We start from the raw sequence: 15597 nt of genomic DNA, 5'->3' as shown, positions 1-15597 counted from the left end.
ACGTGCCGGATGCAGGTCACCGGACGTGGTTCACCGGACGTGGCTCACGGGACGTGGCTCACGGGACGAAGTCCTCGGTCAGGACTCGCTCGATGTTGCGCTCGGCGAGCGCGGTGATGGTGACGAACGGATTGACACCGATGGAGCCCGGGACGAGGGCTCCATCGGTGACGTACACGCCCGGGGCGCCCCGTACGCGCCCGTAGTCGTCGGTGGCCCGGCCCAGGACGCAACCGCCGAGCGGGTGGTACGTGAAGTCGTCGGCGAAGGTCCTGTTGCCGCCGAAGAGGTCGTACCGGTAGATCGTGGCGTTCTTCAGGTTGATGCGGTCGAAGAGCTTCTTCGCCGCGGCGACGGAGACCTGGCTCTGTGCCCGCGTCCAGTCGAGCCTCGCGGAGTCGGTGGCGGCGTCGTACGAGAAGGTGCCGCGCTCGGGGTTTCTCGTGATCGCCAGGTAGAGGCTGATCCAGTGCTCGAAGCCCATCGGCAGGGGCGCGATCTCGGCGAATACGGGGTTGGCGGCGTTGGACCAGTCGTCGATGCCCATGACGGGCATGGTCGACTGATGGGCACCGACGGTGTCCCACACATGGTTGGCGCGGGCCGTCATGACGTTGCCGTTGGTGCCCCAGCCGGTGCCGACGTGGTCGCTGAGGTCGGGCAGCGCTCCCGTCTCCCGGGCGCGCAGCAGCAGTTCGGTGGTGCCGAGGCTGCCCGCGCCGAGGAAGAGCCGGTCGCAGCCGATCTCGCGGGTGGCGACGACGTTGCCGGCCAGGTCGATCCGGTCGGCGGTGACGAGGTACGTCCCGTCGGGCTGTCTGCGGAGCGCGCGGGCCCGGTGCAGGGTCTCGATGGTGACGTTCCCCGTGCCGAGTGCGGCCGCGAGATAGGTCTTGTCGAGGCTGCGCTTGCCGTGGTTGTTGCCGTAGATGACCTCCCCGGCGAGGGCGGACCTGACGGCCTGTCCGGCGGCTTCGCGCTCCATGTGCCCGAAGTCGTACACGTTGGGTACGAAGGTGGTCCTCAGGCCGGCGTTGGAGGCGTGCTTGCGGGAGATCCGGGTGAAGCGGTACCACTCGGTGGCCTCGAACCAGGCCGGGTCCACGGTGTTGACGCCCAGCATCCGGCGGGCGCGGGGGAAGTACGTGCCGTACATGCCGGTCGCGTCGACGGACGGCAGCATCTCGGCGAAGTACGCGGGCTGCGGGGTGACCGCCATGCCGCCGTTGACGAGGGATCCGCCACCGACGCCGCGCCCCACGTACACGGACATGTCGGCGAAACGGACACGGTCGAGGACTCCGGGGTACGGGCTGATGTCCTTGTTGACGACGTCGAGCCACAGGAACTGGGCGAGCGGCGCCTCGGTGCGGGTGCGGAACCACATGGAGCGCCGGTCGGGGGCGCCGGTGGCGCAGAAGACCTTGCCGTCGGGGCCGGGGGTGTCGGTGCCCCAGAGGCGGCCCATTTCGAGGACGAGGGTGCGGATGCCGGCCTCGCCGAGGCGGAGGGCGGTGACGGCGGCGCCGTAGCCGGAGCCGATGACAAGGGCGGGGGTGTGGTCGGTTCCGGCCGACAGGGCCGGTGCGGCGGCGTGCGCTGGGCCGATGCGGGTGAGGCCCAGGGCGGCGGCGGTCTGGAGGGCGCCGAGACCCAGGAGGTGACGGCGCGTCAGATTTGGTGTCATGCGCGCAGCATGGGCGGATTTTGGGGTTCCGCCTATGTGCTCCGCGTGTGATTTTTTGGCCGTTGGCAAGAGTGCCGTTTCCGCCAGGCGCGGGCGGGGCGTCCGTCCTCGGACGCCGGACAGGCCGAGTCGGCGCCGTCAGCGTGTGAAGCGCCCTCCACGCCGCAGGGCGTAGGGATCCGGGACGAAGCCCCGGAGGGGGCCTGCGGCTTGCCCCCGGTTCGGGAAGGGGCGGGGACGGTGACGGAGCCCGCCGCAGGCGCCTCCGCCCCCGTGCACGCCCTACAGCAGCGTCTTGAGCTTGTCCGCCAGGAGGTCCCAGCGCCACCTCTCCTCGACCCACTCCCGACCGCGCTCGCCCATGCGCCGGCGAAGTTCCGGGTCCTGGAGCAGGGTCACGATGCGGTCCGCGGAGTCGTCGGGAACCCCACCGCGGACCACCCAGCCCGTCTCGCCGTCGAGGACGGCGTCCGGCGCGCCGCCCGAGTCGCCCGCGACGACCGGGAGGCCGGTCGCCGAGGCCTCCAGGTAGACGATGCCGAGCCCCTCGATGTCCAGGCCGCCCCGCCGCGTACGGCACGGCATGGCGAAGACGTCACCGGCGCCGTAGTGCGCGGGCAGCTCCTCCCAGGGGACGGCGCCCGTGAAGCGCACGGACGCCGCCACGCCCGTCGTCTGCGCGAGCCTTCGCAGGTCGCTCTCGTACGGGCCGCCGCCGACGATCAGCAGCACCGCGTCCGGCACCTTCGCCAGGATCGCGGGCATGGCCCGGATCAGTGTGTCCTGGCCCTTGCGGGGCACGAGCCGGGAGACGCAGACGACCACCGGGCGGTCGGCGAGCCCGAGCCGCTCGCGCACGGCGTCGCCGCCCGAGCCCGGATGGAAGGTCTTCTCGTCGACGCCGGGCGGCAGTTGCACCATCCGCCCCGCCGCCTCGGGCGTCAGCGCCGCGGCGATCCGTGAGCGGGTGTACTCACCGAGATACGTGACCGTGTCCGTGCCCTCGCCGATCCGGCGCAGCAGCTGCCGGGACGCAGGCAGCTGCGCCCACCCCGCCTCGTGCCCGTGCGTCGTGGCGACGAGCCGCCGGGCCCCCGCCCTGCGCAGCGCGGGCGCCATCAGCCCGAGCGGCGCCGCGGCGCCGAACCACACCGACGTACAGCCGTGCTCCCGCAGCAGACCCACCGCGCGCCGGGTGACGCCCGGCGTCGGCAGCAGCATGGTCGTGCGGTCCCTGACGACCGTGAAGGGCTGCTCGGCGTCGAAATCGGCCGTCGCCTCGATGCCCTCGCGGCTGCGCTTCCAGGTGGAGGCGTAGACGACGAGCTGCTCGGGGTCCAGGCGCAGCGCTATGTTGTGGAGGAACGCCTGGATGCCGCCGGGCCGCGGCGGGAAGTCGTTGGTCACGATCAGGGTCTTGTCCATCGCCGCCGACAGTACCAATGGCGGCCATGCCTCTTCGTCGGTGTGCGGTCGTAACGGGCACCACGAGAGCTCCGAAGGGTACGAATCGGCATGAGGTGGTCATGAAGGGCGCAGCACGCTCCGCTCTCCCCGTCGCGGTGTGGATTCTCACCAGAATCGTGCTGCTGCTCTGGGTCCTGAAGGTCCTCTACGTCGCCGGCCCCGATGTGACCAGCGATGTCAGCGGGATCTACCAGGGCTGGTACGAGGTGCTGAGGACCGGCACGTACCCGAGGAACGACGTCACCTGGCAGTACCCGCCCGCCGCCGCGCTCGCGATCCTCGCCCCCGCCCTGCTCCCCTTCCTGAGCTATGTCGAGGCCTTCTTCGTTCTCTCCCTCATCTGCGACGCCGTGGTGCTCGGGCTGCTCCTGTACGCGGGGAGGCGGCCCGGCAAGTCCCTGAAGGGAGTCTGGGTCTGGGTCGCCGGTGTGCCGCTGCTCGGCCCCACCGCGTACTCCCGCTACGACCTGATGGTGACGGCCGTCGCGGTGGCCGCCCTGCTCGCGCTCGCCCGCCGCCCGGGGCTGGCCGGCGCGCTGGCCGGGTTCGGCGCGATGCTGAAGGTGTGGCCGGTGCTGCTGCTGGCCGGGGTGTGGCGCGGCCGCGCCACCCGCCGATCGTGGGGTGCCGCGGTGGTGACGGCGGCCGGTCTGCTGGTGCTGTTCACCGCGGCCATGCCGGGGGCACTGGCGTTCCTCACCTTCCAGCGGGACCGGGGCACCGAGATCGAGTCCCTGGGGGCACTGGTCTTCCATCTGGCCCGGCACAAGGGGTGGGACGGGCAGGTGCTGCTGAACTACGGCTCGGTCGAGTTCCTCGGCCCGTACGTCCCGCTGGTCAGCTCGATCGCGCTCGCGCTGTCGCTGCTCGGGCTGGGCTGGCTCCTGGTGTGGCGGCTGCGGGCCCGGGAGTTCACGGCGAGCACGCCTGCGGACGCGGCGTTCGCGGCGGTGCTGCTGTTCACCACCACGAGCCGGGTGATCAGCCCTCAGTACATGATCTGGCTGGTCGGTCTGGCCGCCGTGTGTCTCGCGTTCCGGTCGAGCCGGATGACGCTGCCCGCGTGCCTGGTGCTGGTCGCCACCGGCGTCACGTACCTCGAGTTCCCCATCCATTTCGCGAACGTGGTGGCGAGCGATCCGCTCGGCATCACCCTGCTCGTCCTGCGCAACGGGCTGCTGGTCGCGGCGACGCTGCTGGCCTGCCGGCGACTGTGGACGAGTACGGTGCCGGGACGCGGGCACCACCGGCGCACCCGGTCCCCTCAGCCGGATCCCGACAGGGCGCTCCTCGGGTCCTGACCGCGCCGGCGGCCGGGGGCGGTCCGCCCGAAAAGCCGGGCCAGCGCCGCGTACTGCACCCCCATCGCCAGGGCCATCGCGAGGCAGATGCCGGGCAGGCCGAGGCCGGACAGCCCGTACGCGAGGGGGAGCTGGACGACGGATCCGGCCGCGGTGATGCGTGCGACCAACGGGCTGCCGCCGCTGCCCTCGAAGACTCCGCCGAGCGCGATGAAGCAGGCGAGGAGGACCAGATACGGGCCGAGGCAGCGGAGGAACAGCGCTCCGGCGTCGGCCACTTCGGGGTCCCCGCCGAAGGCCCGCATGATCCAAGAGGCGGTGCCGAGCAGGAGCACGGCGGCGGCCGTCCCCACGGCCCCGGAGACGAGGAGCGCCTGACGGCCGACGGCCCGCCGCTCGTCCTGCCCCGCGCCGAGCAGTTGAGCGGTGTGGATGGCTGCGGCCTGGCGTACGGCGTAGAACGCCATGGTCGCCACGTACATGGCCTTGGTGGCGATGCCGTACGCCGCGACGGCGGTGACGCCGAGCCGTGCGACGACGGCGACCATGGCGAGCGCGCCCGCCATGCGGACGACGAAGTCGGCGGACATGGGCAGTCCGGTGCGGGCGGTCAGGCGCAGCGCGGCAAGCAGCGGCCGGGAGGCGGGCGCCTTCCCGGCAGCGCGCAGGACCGGGTTGCGGCGCAGGGCGACGAGCCCTGCGGCGAGGGCGGCGGAGCGGCCGATGACGGTGGCGAGGGCGGCGCCGCGGATGCCGTACCGATCGATGAGCACCGGGTCGAGGACCAGGATCAGCCCGTTGGCGAGGAAGGCCAGGCGCATGGGGGTGCGGGTGTCGCCCGCGCCCTTGAGGACGCCGTCGAGGAGGTTCGTCCCGAAGTGGACGGCCATGCCCGGAAGTGAGATCGCGAAGTAGCCGGCGGCGAGGGCGGCAGGGGTGCCGCCGCCGATGACCAGCCGGGCGAGGGGCTCGCGCAGGACGTACCCCCCGATCGCCACGGGCGGCACCAGCAGCGCGCAGAGCGCCCATCCGCCGCGCACGGCGGCCCGTACGGCTCCGGGGTCCTCGGCGCCGCGGGCACGGGCGACGAGCACGGTGGTGCCCGAGCCCGCCATGAGGATCACGCCGAGGAGCACGTTCTCCACGTTGGTCGCCACGGCGACGGCGGCGACGGCCGCGCCTCCGAGGTGGGCGACCCAGACCATGTTGATGATCCCGGCGGCGACGCCGGCGAGCAGCTCGAAGTAGACCGGGTACGCGAGCGCGACGATCCGTTTCCGATGCCTCACGGCAGTCCCCTCTATTCGCTGTACCTCGAATCGAGGTACAGCGAATAGAGGTAGCATGAGTCCACGTCCTCGACAACCACTGGGAGCCGCCGTGCTGGAGCTGACGATCCTCGGCTTTCTCGCCGAACAGACGCTGCACGGTTACGAGTTGAAGGAACGGATCCGCGCCCTGAGCGGCCACGTGCGCCCCGTCAGCGACGGCGCGCTCTACCCGGCGATCGCCCGTCTTCTGAAGGCGGGCAAGCTGACGGAGCACACCGAACCGGGCACCGGTGCCGCCCCCCGCCGGATCCTGTCCCTCACCTCGGCGGGCCGCGCCGACCTCCTGGAACGCCTCCGCAACCCCAAGGAGGCCGACATCACGGACGGCCAGCGCTTCTTCACCCTGCTCGCGTTCCTCGGTCTGCTCCCCGACCGCCGGGAGCAGGCGGCGGTCCTGCGCCGGCGCCAGGCCTTCCTGGACACCCCCGCGAGCTTCTTCTACCGCGCCGGCGAGCCGGTGCGGGCGGAGAACGCGGGGGACGTCTTCCGGCAGGGGATGCTGCGGATCGCGCGTGCGACGGGGGCGGAGGAGAAGCGGTGGCTGGCGGAGACGATCGCGGAGCTGGAGGCGTGACCGCGGGGGCCGCGGGGCGGGGGCTCCAGCCCCGGACCCCGGCGGCCCTACGCCCTGGGGGCGGGAACCCGGCGGGGGTGAGGGTCGGGGCTCTGCCCAGCCTCCGCGGGCGCTCCGTCCCAGCCCCCCGGGCCCCACTCGCCGGCGAGGCTCCCAAGCAGCCCACCCAGCAGTACCGACCCGCTTCCCGCCCGTCCCACGCTCAAGGACGGACACCCCGGCCCCACTCGCCGGCGAGCCTCCCAAGCAGCCCACCCAGCGGTACCGACCCGCTTGCCGCCCGTCCCACGCTCGAGGACGGACACCCGGGCCCACACGAACGCCGCTGCCCCCACCGGCTCCGGTCACATCCTCAGGCCCCGGTGCGGAGCCCCCGGACCCGGATCCGGGGCCGCGCCCCGGGGCTCACCGCAGGCGCGCTCGCACGTAGTCGCCCCACGCCTGCGTGAACGCCTCCAAGTTCGTGCCCAGGACCTTCCGCAGGGCCTGGTCCACGGCGACCTCGTCGCGCGGCTGCGCGCCCACCGCGCGGTAGAAGTCCGTCAGGGCGTCCGCACCCCACCGCTCGGCGATCAGTTCGCAGGCCAGCCAGCCGCCCTCGTAGGCGCGGGCGAGCGCATCCGCCTGCGTGCCGAAGCGGAAGTCCTCGTCGGCCGGGAGGCCTCTGGGCACGTCGCCCGCGCGGACGGCGCGCTGGAGTTCGGGGGCGGTCTGGCCGGCGGTGCGGCCGGTGCCGCGGTGGGCGACCCAGTCGGCGAAGCCCTCGGACAGCCACATCGGGGTGGCCGGTGAGGTGTGCGCGCGGGTGGCGACGTGGGTCGTCTCATGGGTGAGCACGAACCGGCGGCCGAACCCGCCCAGTGCTCCGTACGCTTCGGGGTTCACGATCACGCGGTCCGCCGGAGCCGCCCCACTGCCCCCGGTCTCGCCCGTGGTGACCGCCGCGATCCCCCGGTATCCCGCGGCGGGTGCGCCGAGCAGCCTGCCCATCGCGTCCAGCGAGTCCGGGACGAGGACGACCACCCGGCCCGCCCACCGCCCCGGCCAGGCGGCCGAGACCGCGGGCACGGCACGGTCGGCGTCCGAGGCGATCTGCCGCAGCCGGGCGCGGTCCTGGCCGACGCCGAGGACCAGGCTGTGTTCGCCGCGTACGACGTCGACGTCGCCCTGCTGCCACAGCTGTTGGGCGCCGTCACGGCCGGGGCGGTCGGCGGTGACGTACCAGCGGCCGTCGCGCTCGGCCAGCTCCAGGGTGCGGGCGGTGGTCACGGGCGCGGTGTCGTAGCCGTCGATGCGGTACCTGAGCTGGGCGTCGGCGGTGGCCCGGTCACCGGTGCGGCGCACCTCGGTCAGCCGGTACTCCCACGACCGCAGCGGCACGTCCGCGAGATTCTCGAACTCCTCGCGCCCGGCCGCCCCGCCCGCCCCGGATGTCCCGAAGGCCCCCGCGTCGTGATCCAGCACCGCCGCCGCGCGGGCGTCGAGCGTGCGCTGGATCTCCTGGCGCGTGGTGTCCGGCGGGGCCTGCCCGACGGTGCAGCCGGACAGGGCGAGCAGTCCCGCGGCCACGAAACCGCAGGCCGCCTTCCGGACTCTTCCCTGACCAGCCACCCTGCCGATCGTACGGTCACATCGTCAGGGACGGGTCACCGCGGCGATCGGCATCATCCCCACGGGGTCGTAGCGGACCGAGGCCCCGGGGTAGGGCGCGTGCACGACCTGCCCGTTGCCGACGTACATCCCGACGTGGCTGGCGTCGGAGCGGTACGTCACGAGGTCGCCAGGCCTGGCCTCGGACAGGGGGACCTGCCTGCCGGCGTACCGCTGTGCCTGGGAGGTGCGCGGCAGCCCGACGCCCGCCTGCGCGTACGCCCACTGGGTGAGCCCGGAGCAGTCGAAGGCGCCCGGGCCGTTGGCACCCCAGATGTAGGGCTTGCCGACCACGCTCCGCGCGGCCATGACCGCGGCTGCGGCCCGTGGCGACGAGGGGCCGAGGCCGCCCGACAGGTCGGGCAGTGCGCCGTCGCGGCCGGAGCGGGAAGCGCGGGTGTAGGCCTCGCGCTCGTCGGCGGGAAGCGTGTTCAGCAGGCGCTGCGCCGCGGCCAGCTTCCCCTCGACGGTCCGTTTGTGCCGGACGACGGCGAAGCGGGTGCTCTCCAGGTCGGCGAGCTTGCGGGTGGCCTCCGCGCGCTGCTGGGCCATGGCGCGCTGGGCGCGCCGGAGGTCGCGCAGGGCGTTCGTCTGGCGTTCGCTGAGCCGGTCGAGGAGCTCGGCCTTCTCGAGATACGTGTCCGGATCCTCGGACAGGAGCAGCACCAGGGCGGGGTCCATGCCACCGGAGCGGTACTGGGCCCCTGCCACCGAACCGAGCGCTCCCCGCTTCCGGTTGATGACCTCCTGCCCGCGTGCCGCGCTGTCCCGAGCCGCGGCCACCTCCTCGCGCAGCCGGTCCGCCCGCTCGTCGGCCTTGTTGTACTGCTCCGTTGCCTTCTCGGCCTCTTCGTACAGCCGGTCGACCTCGGCCCGTGCAGCGCCGGGGGTGTCACGCGGTTCGGCCCCGGCCGGTGCCGCGCCGAGCGCGGCCGCCGTGGAGGCCGCCGCGGCCGACAGGAGGGTGACCCGGGCACCTCGCTGGAAACCGGGGATCCCGGATGACGGGGTGGGTCGGCGATGGGACGCCACAGGAGCCGTACTCCCTTCCGCTGGACACAACGGCCAGTCGGCCATTGCGCGGCAGAGAGTAGCCGTGTGACTACGGAGCGGCCAAAAGCCGTACGGGGCACGAACAGTGACGCCCCGCAGGAGACCTCAAGGTCACCGGCGGGGCGTACCGTCAGCGGATGGTGCGGCAATTCGCCCGATTGGGCGCCAGATGCGCATCCCGGACGCGGTCCGGATCCGGTCCGGACCGTCCGGACGCAGGGTCAGATCCGGACGCCGAACTGGAACGTGCCCATCCAGTCCATCGACTCGTAACGGACCGACGCACCCGGCTTCGGCGCGTGCAGGACCTGGTTGTTGCCCGCGTACAGACCCACGTGGGACAGGCCGTTGAAGAAGACCAGGTCGCCCGGCTTGAGCTGGCTGCGGCCGATCTTCACGCCGTCGTTCTGCTGGGTGTAGGTGGTGCGTGAGATGCCCACGCCCGCCTGGCGGTAGGCCCACTGCGTCAGGCCGGAGCAGTCGTACGAGTTGGGGCCTTCGGCGCCGGAGACGTACGGCTTGCCGATCTGCGTCGCGGCGGCGTTGAGGGCCGCGCCGCCACGCTGGGAGGCCGGCACCTCGTTGCCGAGGTTCACGCGGTCACCGGCGGCACGGCTGGCGCGGAGCTCCTCCTCCTGCATCTTCGCGCGCTCTGCGGCGGTCAGGGTGTTGAGGAGCTTCTGGGCCTCGGCGAGCTTGCCCTGGAAGGCCTTCTTCTTCTCGCCGAGCGTCTTGCGCACGTCCTCGAGGTCGGCGAGCTTCTTCGCCGCCTCCGCGCGCTGCTGGGCGAGCGTGCGCTGCTTGGCCTGGATGTCCTGCAGCGCGTCGGTCTGCTTGGCGCCGAGCTGATCGATCGCGGACGCCTTGTCGAGGTAGGTGTCCGGGTCGGAGGAGAGGAAAAGCTGGAGGGCCGGGTCTATACCGCCGGAGCGGTACTGGGCGCTGGCCACCGAACCCAGGCTGTCGCGCAGGGTGTTGACCTCGTCCTGGCCGCGGGCGACCTTGTCCTGGATCGCGCCGACCTGCTTCTGCAGCTCGGTCTGCTGCTCCTTGGCCCCGTTGTACTCCTCGGTGGCCTTCTCCGCCTCGTGGTAGAGGGCGTCGACCTTCGCCTTGACCTCATCCTTGCTGGGCTTGGCGGGGGCGGCCTGGGCTCCCTGGGCGGACAGGGCGACGGCCGCGGCTGCGGTCGCGGTGAGCACGGTCACACGGGTGCGGCTCGGCTGCTTGGGACGACGGTGGGACGCCACGAAGGCGAGCTCCTTCTTCCTCGAGCCGCCTACCGGGCAGTGGGGGGCGATGCCCCGGCTCCGCACCTCTCAGCTCCCCCGATATGGGCTGAACTGGGCGAATTCGGCGGTTCCTTCGCTGTCATCCCGGATGGACGATCAACCGCGCGAAGGTTCGAAGCCTGACCCTAGTGACCTTCTTGTGATCAGTTCAAATCCTCATGAGAAAAAACTGTCACGCGAAGCACATTCTTTACGCTCATCACACGCGTAGTAGCCGCCACTTGACCGTACGTTCCGTGAAATCGGGCATTAAGCCCAGTAGTTATGAGACGGGCTACTCATCACATGAGCGCACTAAACGCGCGAAAGCCTCTTCAGCAGCATGGCGGAGGCGACCGGCCTGGCGCCCGCCTTCGCCACGCCGTCGGCGACTTCGCGGTCGGTGGAGACCACGACGACGGGCCGGCCGGGCGGCTCGGCCCGCACGAGCTGACGGATGAGCTCGTCCGCGGTCACCCCCGGCTTGGAGAACAGAACCCGCACCCCACGCGGCGGCGCGAGCAGCACGGGTGCGGCCAGCTCCGCTCCGTCGAAGACACAGGTGATCTCGGCGCCCGTCTGCGCGGCGAGCATCGCCAGTCCGCCGAGCAGCCGCAGCCGCTGCTTCTCCAGCGGCATCGTCGGATAGCCGGTCTTGGTGACGTTGTAGCCGTCCACGACGAGATGCGCCTGGGGCAGGGCGAGCAGCTGGTCGAGCAGCGCCGGGTCGGTCTCGGAGAGCGCCCGCGCCGCGATGTCCTTGGGGGTCATCCGGCCCGGTTCGACCGCCTCGACGGTGTCGGCGGGGTGCAGCAGTGCGGGCGGCAGGGCCAGTTCGCGGCGCAGCCCCTGGGCCGCGTCGAGCACGGTGTCGAGCAGCAGCCGGACCCGCATGTCCTCGATCGAGCGGCCCTCGCGGGCGGTCCTGCGGCTCACCTCGAGCGCCGACTCCACCTCGCCGAGCCGTGCCTTCAGCCGCCGGGTCTCGCTCTCGGCCGCGGACAACTGGGCCTGCACCTCGGCCCTCGACGTCTCGTGCTCGGCGGCGGAGCGGCGCAGGGCCGCCTCGCCGCGCTTCACATCGCTCTGGGCGCTGCGCAGCTTGCGCTGAAGCGATTCGGCTTCCTTTCGGGCGGCCTCCAGCTCGGTGCGCAGCCGCTCGGTCTCGGACCTGGTCTGCACCCTGAGCCGGTCGACCTCTTCGCGGAGCCGCTCCAGTTCGCGCCGGGTCTCCTCGTCGACGCGCTCGGCGTCCGCGCGCTGGGCCTCCTCGCCCGCCGCGGCCACGAGCTTCACCCAGCCGCCAGGGCGCAGCACATAGGCGGCCGCTGCCACGTCGACGGGGTCGGCGGCCGCGGGCGGCGCGCCGGACTCCAGTGCCCCGGCCAGCTCCGGCTGAGACTCGCGCAGTCGCTCGCCGATGCGCTGCCGGAACACCGGATCGGTCTCGAGGGCGGCGGCCATGGCGTTGCCCGCGAACTTTGCACGACGCGACGGGGTGAAGCGGGCGTACTGCCGCAGCTGGGTGGGAAGATCGCTGACGGTCAGCCCACCGAACGCGTCGGACACCAGGGCGACGACCCGGTGCCGTACGCCTTCGGGCAGCGGGCGGTCGAGCGCCTCGGCGGCGCCACCGGCCGCACCGGCCGGTCCTGCGCCGCTGTCAGGCTGCTCCACAATTCGTCACCCCTACTGTCTCCGCCGCGACGGCTCCCGTCAGGAACCGGTACCCGGCCTGTCCACCAGTTCGATCTGATCCACCGCGTTGCACCAGCGGCAGCGGACCGACTCGATGGTCTCACTGACCACCTCGCGCTCCTCCACCGTGGGTTCTCCGGCCAGGTCCAGATGGACGTACTCGACGACCTTGGACGAGCGGGTCACATCGAAGCGGGTGAGATTGCCACAGAGCGTGCACCGCCACCGCGTGGTGGCCGTCGGTGTGGGAACCGTCGTCATCATGCCGCCCTCGTCTCGTCGTGCCTACTGCCCGTAACCCTACGACCTCCGGGGCGGGCCGGGACACGGCGAGGCGGTCCGTCCCGTCGGTCCCGGTACGCCATGCTCTGGGCATGATCGACTGGCGGACGGGACCCGTGGTGACCTACGGCGTGATCGGCCTGTGCAGCCTTCTGTTCCTCATCGGTCCGGCTTCCGGGTTCAACCCGGCATACGGGACCGGGGACACGCTGCTCGCGTCGACGATGTCCTACTTCGAACGCTGGGGTGTCATCCCCAGCGAGTTGATGCACAGCTCCCCACGGACCCTGCTCACCCCGCTGACCGCGCTGTTCCTGCACGGCAGCTGGCTGCATCTGCTGGGCAACATGCTGTTCCTCTATGTCTTCGGCGCGATGGCCGAGGAGCGGATGGGGCATGTGCAGTTCGCGCTCTTCTACGTCGGTTGCGGATATCTGGCCCTCCTCGCGTACGCAGCGGCGAACGCCGAGTCCACGCAGACGCTGGTGGGGGCGTCCGGGGCGATCTCGGGGGTACTGGGCGCGTTCCTGTGCCTCTTCCCGAGAGCCCGGGTGACAAGCCTCTACCCCTTTCTGTTCTTCCTGCCGCTGCGGTTCCCCGCATGGATGGTGCTGATCTTCTGGTTCGCCCTGCAGTGGCTGGCGGAGGCGCAGAGCACGTCGTCGGGGCCGAGGGTGGCGTATCTGGCGCATCTGGTGGGCTTCGGGATCGGCTTTCTCTACGCGTGGGGGCGTTTCCGGCAGGCCGCTAGAGTGAAAGCCCAAGCCACGGCCACCGAGGGAGACAGCCAGCCGTGATCACCGCGATCGTGCTCATCAAGACCAGCGTGGACCGCATCCCCGAGATCGCCGAGTCGATCAAGTCGGTGGAGAACGTCAGCGAGGTCTACTCCGTCACCGGTACGTACGACCTGATCGCGATGGTGCGCGTCACCCGGCACGAGGACCTGGCGGACATCATCCCGGGCCGCATCAGCAAGATCCCGGGCGTCGAGGCGACGGACACGCACGTCGCGTTCCGTACATATTCGCAGCACGACCTGGAGGCGGCGTTCGCGATCGGGCTGGACGCCTAGCCTTTTCCGGCCGTGCGAAGTCCCCGCGCCTGAAGAGGCCTTGCTTCATCCTCGGCTCATCCGGGGCCGGGGCAGCGCCCCGAGGACGGACGCATGGACTTCGCACACCGACTCGTCATGTTCGCCGCGGTCGTCGCGATTCCCCTCGGGATCGCGACGACCAGCTGTGTGCCGGCCGGCATGCCGGAGGCACCCGCCCCGCCGCCGGGGTTGAAGCCGGGCACCGCGCCCGGGGGAAGCACTCCCAACCCTCCGGCGCCGAGCCGCACACCACGCCTCCGGCGGCGGCCGCGCCCACACCCACACTCACTCCCACTCCGCGCGACAGCGGGGCCGACCGGGCCACCGGTGGCCCGGTCACCGATCCCCGCGCCATGCCCCCCATGTGATCCGGCAGTCGCGGGACATCCCGGCCGAGGTCCCCATCCGGCCGTCGGGTGCCTCGTTCGTCGTCGCCTTCCACGCGGACGACGAACAGGCCGTGACGGACGAGGCGTTCCCCACCCAGCTCGTCATCTCCGGTGTCGCGCTGGTGATGCGTCCCGGCGCCGACGCGGCCGAACGCGCCACAAGGATGATCCTGCCGGGGGGAACCGACGGACCCCGCCCGCTCAGACGGCGGGCACGCAGCGGCCCTCCTCGTTGCGGTAGTTCCACTTCGCACCGTCGCGCACGAGCTCCTTGACGGCGCGGACGAACCGCTCGACGTGCTCGTCCGGCGTACCGGCCCCGAAGCTGACCCGGATCGCGTTGAGGGACCTCCGCCGGCCTTCGGCCGGGGGGACCCCCACCTCGCCTCGCTCGCCCGGCTCGGCCTCCGGCGCACCGCACTCGCCCACCTCCTGCGGGTCGCTGCCCAGCAGGGTGCGGACCAGCGGGTGGGCGCAGAACAGTCCGTCACGGACGCCGATGCCGTACTCGGCGGACAGGGCGGCGGCGAAGTGCGAGCTGTCCCAGCCCTCCACCACGAACGAGATGACGCCGACGCGCGGGGAGTCGTCGCCGAACAGCGACAGGACCCTGACCTCCGGCACTTCCGCGAGGCCCGCCCGGACCGTGGCGACGAGGTGCTGCTCGCGTGCGACCAGCTCCTCGAACCCGGCCTCCGTCAGGGCCTTGCACGCGGACGCGACGGCGTAGACGCCGATGACGTTCGGCGAACCGGCCTCGTGGCGGGCGGCGGTGGTGTGCCAGTCGACGTCGACACCGCCGTCCGCGCGGCGCGCGACCTTGCGCGACGCGCCGCCGCCGGCGAGGTACGGCTCCGCATCCTGGAGCCAGTCCGCCCGCCCGGCGAGCACGCCGGAGCCGAAGGGCGCATACAGCTTGTGCCCGGAGAAGGCGACCCAGTCGACGTCCAGGTCCCGAACGGAGACGGGGTGGTGCGGCGCGAGCTGAGCGGCGTCGAGGACGATGCGGGCGCCGTGGGCGTGCGCCGCGGCGGCGAGTTCGCGTACGGGCCACAGCTCACCGGTGACGTTCGACGCACCGGTCACGCACACCAGCGCGGGGCCGTACGGATCACGGGCGGCGAGAGCCGACTCCAGGGTCCGCACCGCCTGGGCCGGTGTGCGCGGCGCGTTCAGACAGGTCACGCGGGCGTCCCGCCACGGCAGCAGGGAGGCGTGGTGCTCGGTCTCGAAGACGAAGACCTGGCAGTCGGCGGGGAGCGCCCGGGCCAGCAGGTTCAGCGAGTCGGTCGTCGAGCGGGTGAACACGACCTGGTCGCCGTCTCGGCAGTCGAGGAACTCGTGGACCGTCGCCCGGCTGTTCTCGAACAGGTCCGTGGACAGCTGCGAGAGGTACCCGGCGCCGCGGTGCACGCTGCCGTAGTACGGGGCGTACGCGGCCACGTCGTCCCACACGCGCTGCAGGGCGGGTGCGCTCGCCGCGTAGTCGAGGGCGGCGTAGGTGACCTCACCACCGGTGACGAGCGGGACGGTGACATCCCGGCCGAGCACCGGCAGCGGAGCGGCACAGCAGGGATCGGCGGAGTCGGCGGCGGTCACGGTGGCGGTCGCGGAGTCGGCGGCGGTCGCGGACTCGGTGGCGGTGACGACAGCGGCGGTCTCGAGGGCGGCGGGGCGCACGGACATGGCGGTATCTCCCGGCAGGTAAGGCTGGGGGTACCCCCAGGCGAAGCTCTGGGGGAGGCTGTGGAGAACCCGTACGGCGGCGGAACTGCCGCTCCGCATACGGGTGTTGCCT

At 72.1% G+C, this 15597-nt stretch carries 13 protein-coding genes; 4 read left to right on the top strand and 9 right to left on the bottom strand.

Annotated elements, in window-relative coordinates:
- Nucleotides 1-58 precede the first annotated feature (58 nt).
- Both ABT078_RS16810 and ABT078_RS16805 read right to left on the bottom strand, forming a co-directional pair.
- Complete coding sequence (locus ABT078_RS16810; RefSeq protein WP_351228293.1) at nt 59-1687, bottom strand: GMC oxidoreductase; 1629 nt, start codon at nt 1685-1687, stop codon at nt 59-61.
- Between the two features lie 282 nt (nt 1688-1969).
- Nucleotides 1970-3112 (bottom strand): glycosyltransferase family 4 protein, encoded by a 1143-nt coding sequence (locus tag ABT078_RS16805; RefSeq protein WP_351228291.1) that lies wholly within the window; start codon nt 3110-3112, stop codon nt 1970-1972.
- A 101-nt stretch (nt 3113-3213) separates the two neighbouring features.
- Between ABT078_RS16805 and ABT078_RS16800 the strand changes: the two genes are divergently transcribed.
- Entirely contained in the window at nt 3214-4455 is a 1242-nt protein-coding gene (locus ABT078_RS16800) for a glycosyltransferase 87 family protein (RefSeq protein ID WP_351228289.1), read from the top strand.
- On the opposite strand, the gene ABT078_RS16795 is transcribed toward ABT078_RS16800, so the two are convergent.
- The gene (locus ABT078_RS16795) at nt 4419-5801 is read right to left on the bottom strand and encodes an MATE family efflux transporter (protein ID WP_351228287.1); all 1383 of its coding nucleotides are present in this window, start codon (nt 5799-5801) and stop codon (nt 4419-4421) included. The two genes, ABT078_RS16800 and ABT078_RS16795, sit on opposite strands and share 37 nt — an antisense overlap.
- Nucleotides 5802-5835: 34 nt before the next feature.
- Between ABT078_RS16795 and ABT078_RS16790 the strand changes: the two genes are divergently transcribed.
- Nucleotides 5836-6360, top strand: coding sequence for a PadR family transcriptional regulator (locus ABT078_RS16790; RefSeq protein ID WP_351228482.1), 525 nt, complete (start codon nt 5836-5838; stop codon nt 6358-6360).
- Between the two features lie 405 nt (nt 6361-6765).
- On the opposite strand, the gene ABT078_RS16785 is transcribed toward ABT078_RS16790, so the two are convergent.
- The 5 genes from ABT078_RS16785 to ABT078_RS16765 form a co-directional block, all read right to left on the bottom strand.
- Nucleotides 6766-7971 (bottom strand): hypothetical protein, encoded by a 1206-nt coding sequence (locus tag ABT078_RS16785; protein WP_351228285.1) that lies wholly within the window; start codon nt 7969-7971, stop codon nt 6766-6768.
- A gap of 24 nt (nt 7972-7995) precedes the next feature.
- Nucleotides 7996-9042, bottom strand: a complete 1047-nt coding sequence (locus tag ABT078_RS16780; RefSeq protein WP_351228283.1) for a C40 family peptidase — start codon at nt 9040-9042, stop codon at nt 7996-7998.
- Nucleotides 9043-9284: 242 nt separating this feature from the next.
- Nucleotides 9285-10313, bottom strand: a complete 1029-nt coding sequence (locus tag ABT078_RS16775; RefSeq protein ID WP_351228281.1) for a C40 family peptidase — start codon at nt 10311-10313, stop codon at nt 9285-9287.
- 336 nt (nt 10314-10649) lie between these two features.
- A complete protein-coding gene (locus tag ABT078_RS16770) occupies nt 10650-12011 on the bottom strand; it encodes an NYN domain-containing protein (protein ID WP_351228279.1) in 1362 nt (453 codons plus the stop codon).
- 39 nt (nt 12012-12050) lie between these two features.
- On the bottom strand, nt 12051-12293 hold the full coding sequence (locus ABT078_RS16765) for a hypothetical protein (RefSeq protein WP_351228480.1): 243 nt from the start codon (nt 12291-12293) through the stop codon (nt 12051-12053).
- A gap of 113 nt (nt 12294-12406) precedes the next feature.
- Between ABT078_RS16765 and ABT078_RS16760 the strand changes: the two genes are divergently transcribed.
- A complete protein-coding gene (locus tag ABT078_RS16760) occupies nt 12407-13111 on the top strand; it encodes a rhomboid family intramembrane serine protease (protein WP_351228277.1) in 705 nt (234 codons plus the stop codon).
- On the top strand, nt 13108-13389 hold the full coding sequence (locus ABT078_RS16755; protein ID WP_351228275.1) for an Lrp/AsnC family transcriptional regulator: 282 nt from the start codon (nt 13108-13110) through the stop codon (nt 13387-13389). The genes ABT078_RS16760 and ABT078_RS16755 overlap by 4 nt, the downstream gene beginning before the upstream one ends.
- Before the next feature lie 611 nt (nt 13390-14000).
- Here the strand turns inward: ABT078_RS16755 and ABT078_RS16750 are convergent.
- Entirely contained in the window at nt 14001-15485 is a 1485-nt protein-coding gene (locus ABT078_RS16750; RefSeq protein WP_351228273.1) for an aminotransferase class V-fold PLP-dependent enzyme, read from the bottom strand.
- Between the last annotated feature and the right edge of the window lie 112 nt (nt 15486-15597).

This window comes from Streptomyces sp. NPDC002133 (assembly GCF_040296405.1).
GTDB lineage: Bacteria > Actinomycetota > Actinomycetes > Streptomycetales > Streptomycetaceae > Streptomyces.
The sequence above is the reverse complement of the archived record's forward strand: the minus strand, read 5'-3'. Positions and strand labels throughout refer to the sequence as shown.

Coding starts and splice junctions, on each gene's coding strand:
- ABT078_RS16810 (WP_351228293.1), bottom strand. CDS start 1,687: ATGACACCAAATCTGACGCGCCGTCACCTCCTGGGTCTCGGCGCCCTC.
- ABT078_RS16805 (WP_351228291.1), bottom strand. CDS start 3,112: ATGGACAAGACCCTGATCGTGACCAACGACTTCCCGCCGCGGCCCGGC.
- ABT078_RS16800 (WP_351228289.1), top strand. CDS start 3,214: ATGAAGGGCGCAGCACGCTCCGCTCTCCCCGTCGCGGTGTGGATTCTC.
- ABT078_RS16795 (WP_351228287.1), bottom strand. CDS start 5,801: ATGCTACCTCTATTCGCTGTACCTCGATTCGAGGTACAGCGAATAGAG.
- ABT078_RS16765 (WP_351228480.1), bottom strand. CDS start 12,293: ATGACGACGGTTCCCACACCGACGGCCACCACGCGGTGGCGGTGCACG.
- ABT078_RS16760 (WP_351228277.1), top strand. CDS start 12,407: ATGATCGACTGGCGGACGGGACCCGTGGTGACCTACGGCGTGATCGGC.
- ABT078_RS16750 (WP_351228273.1), bottom strand. CDS start 15,485: ATGTCCGTGCGCCCCGCCGCCCTCGAGACCGCCGCTGTCGTCACCGCC.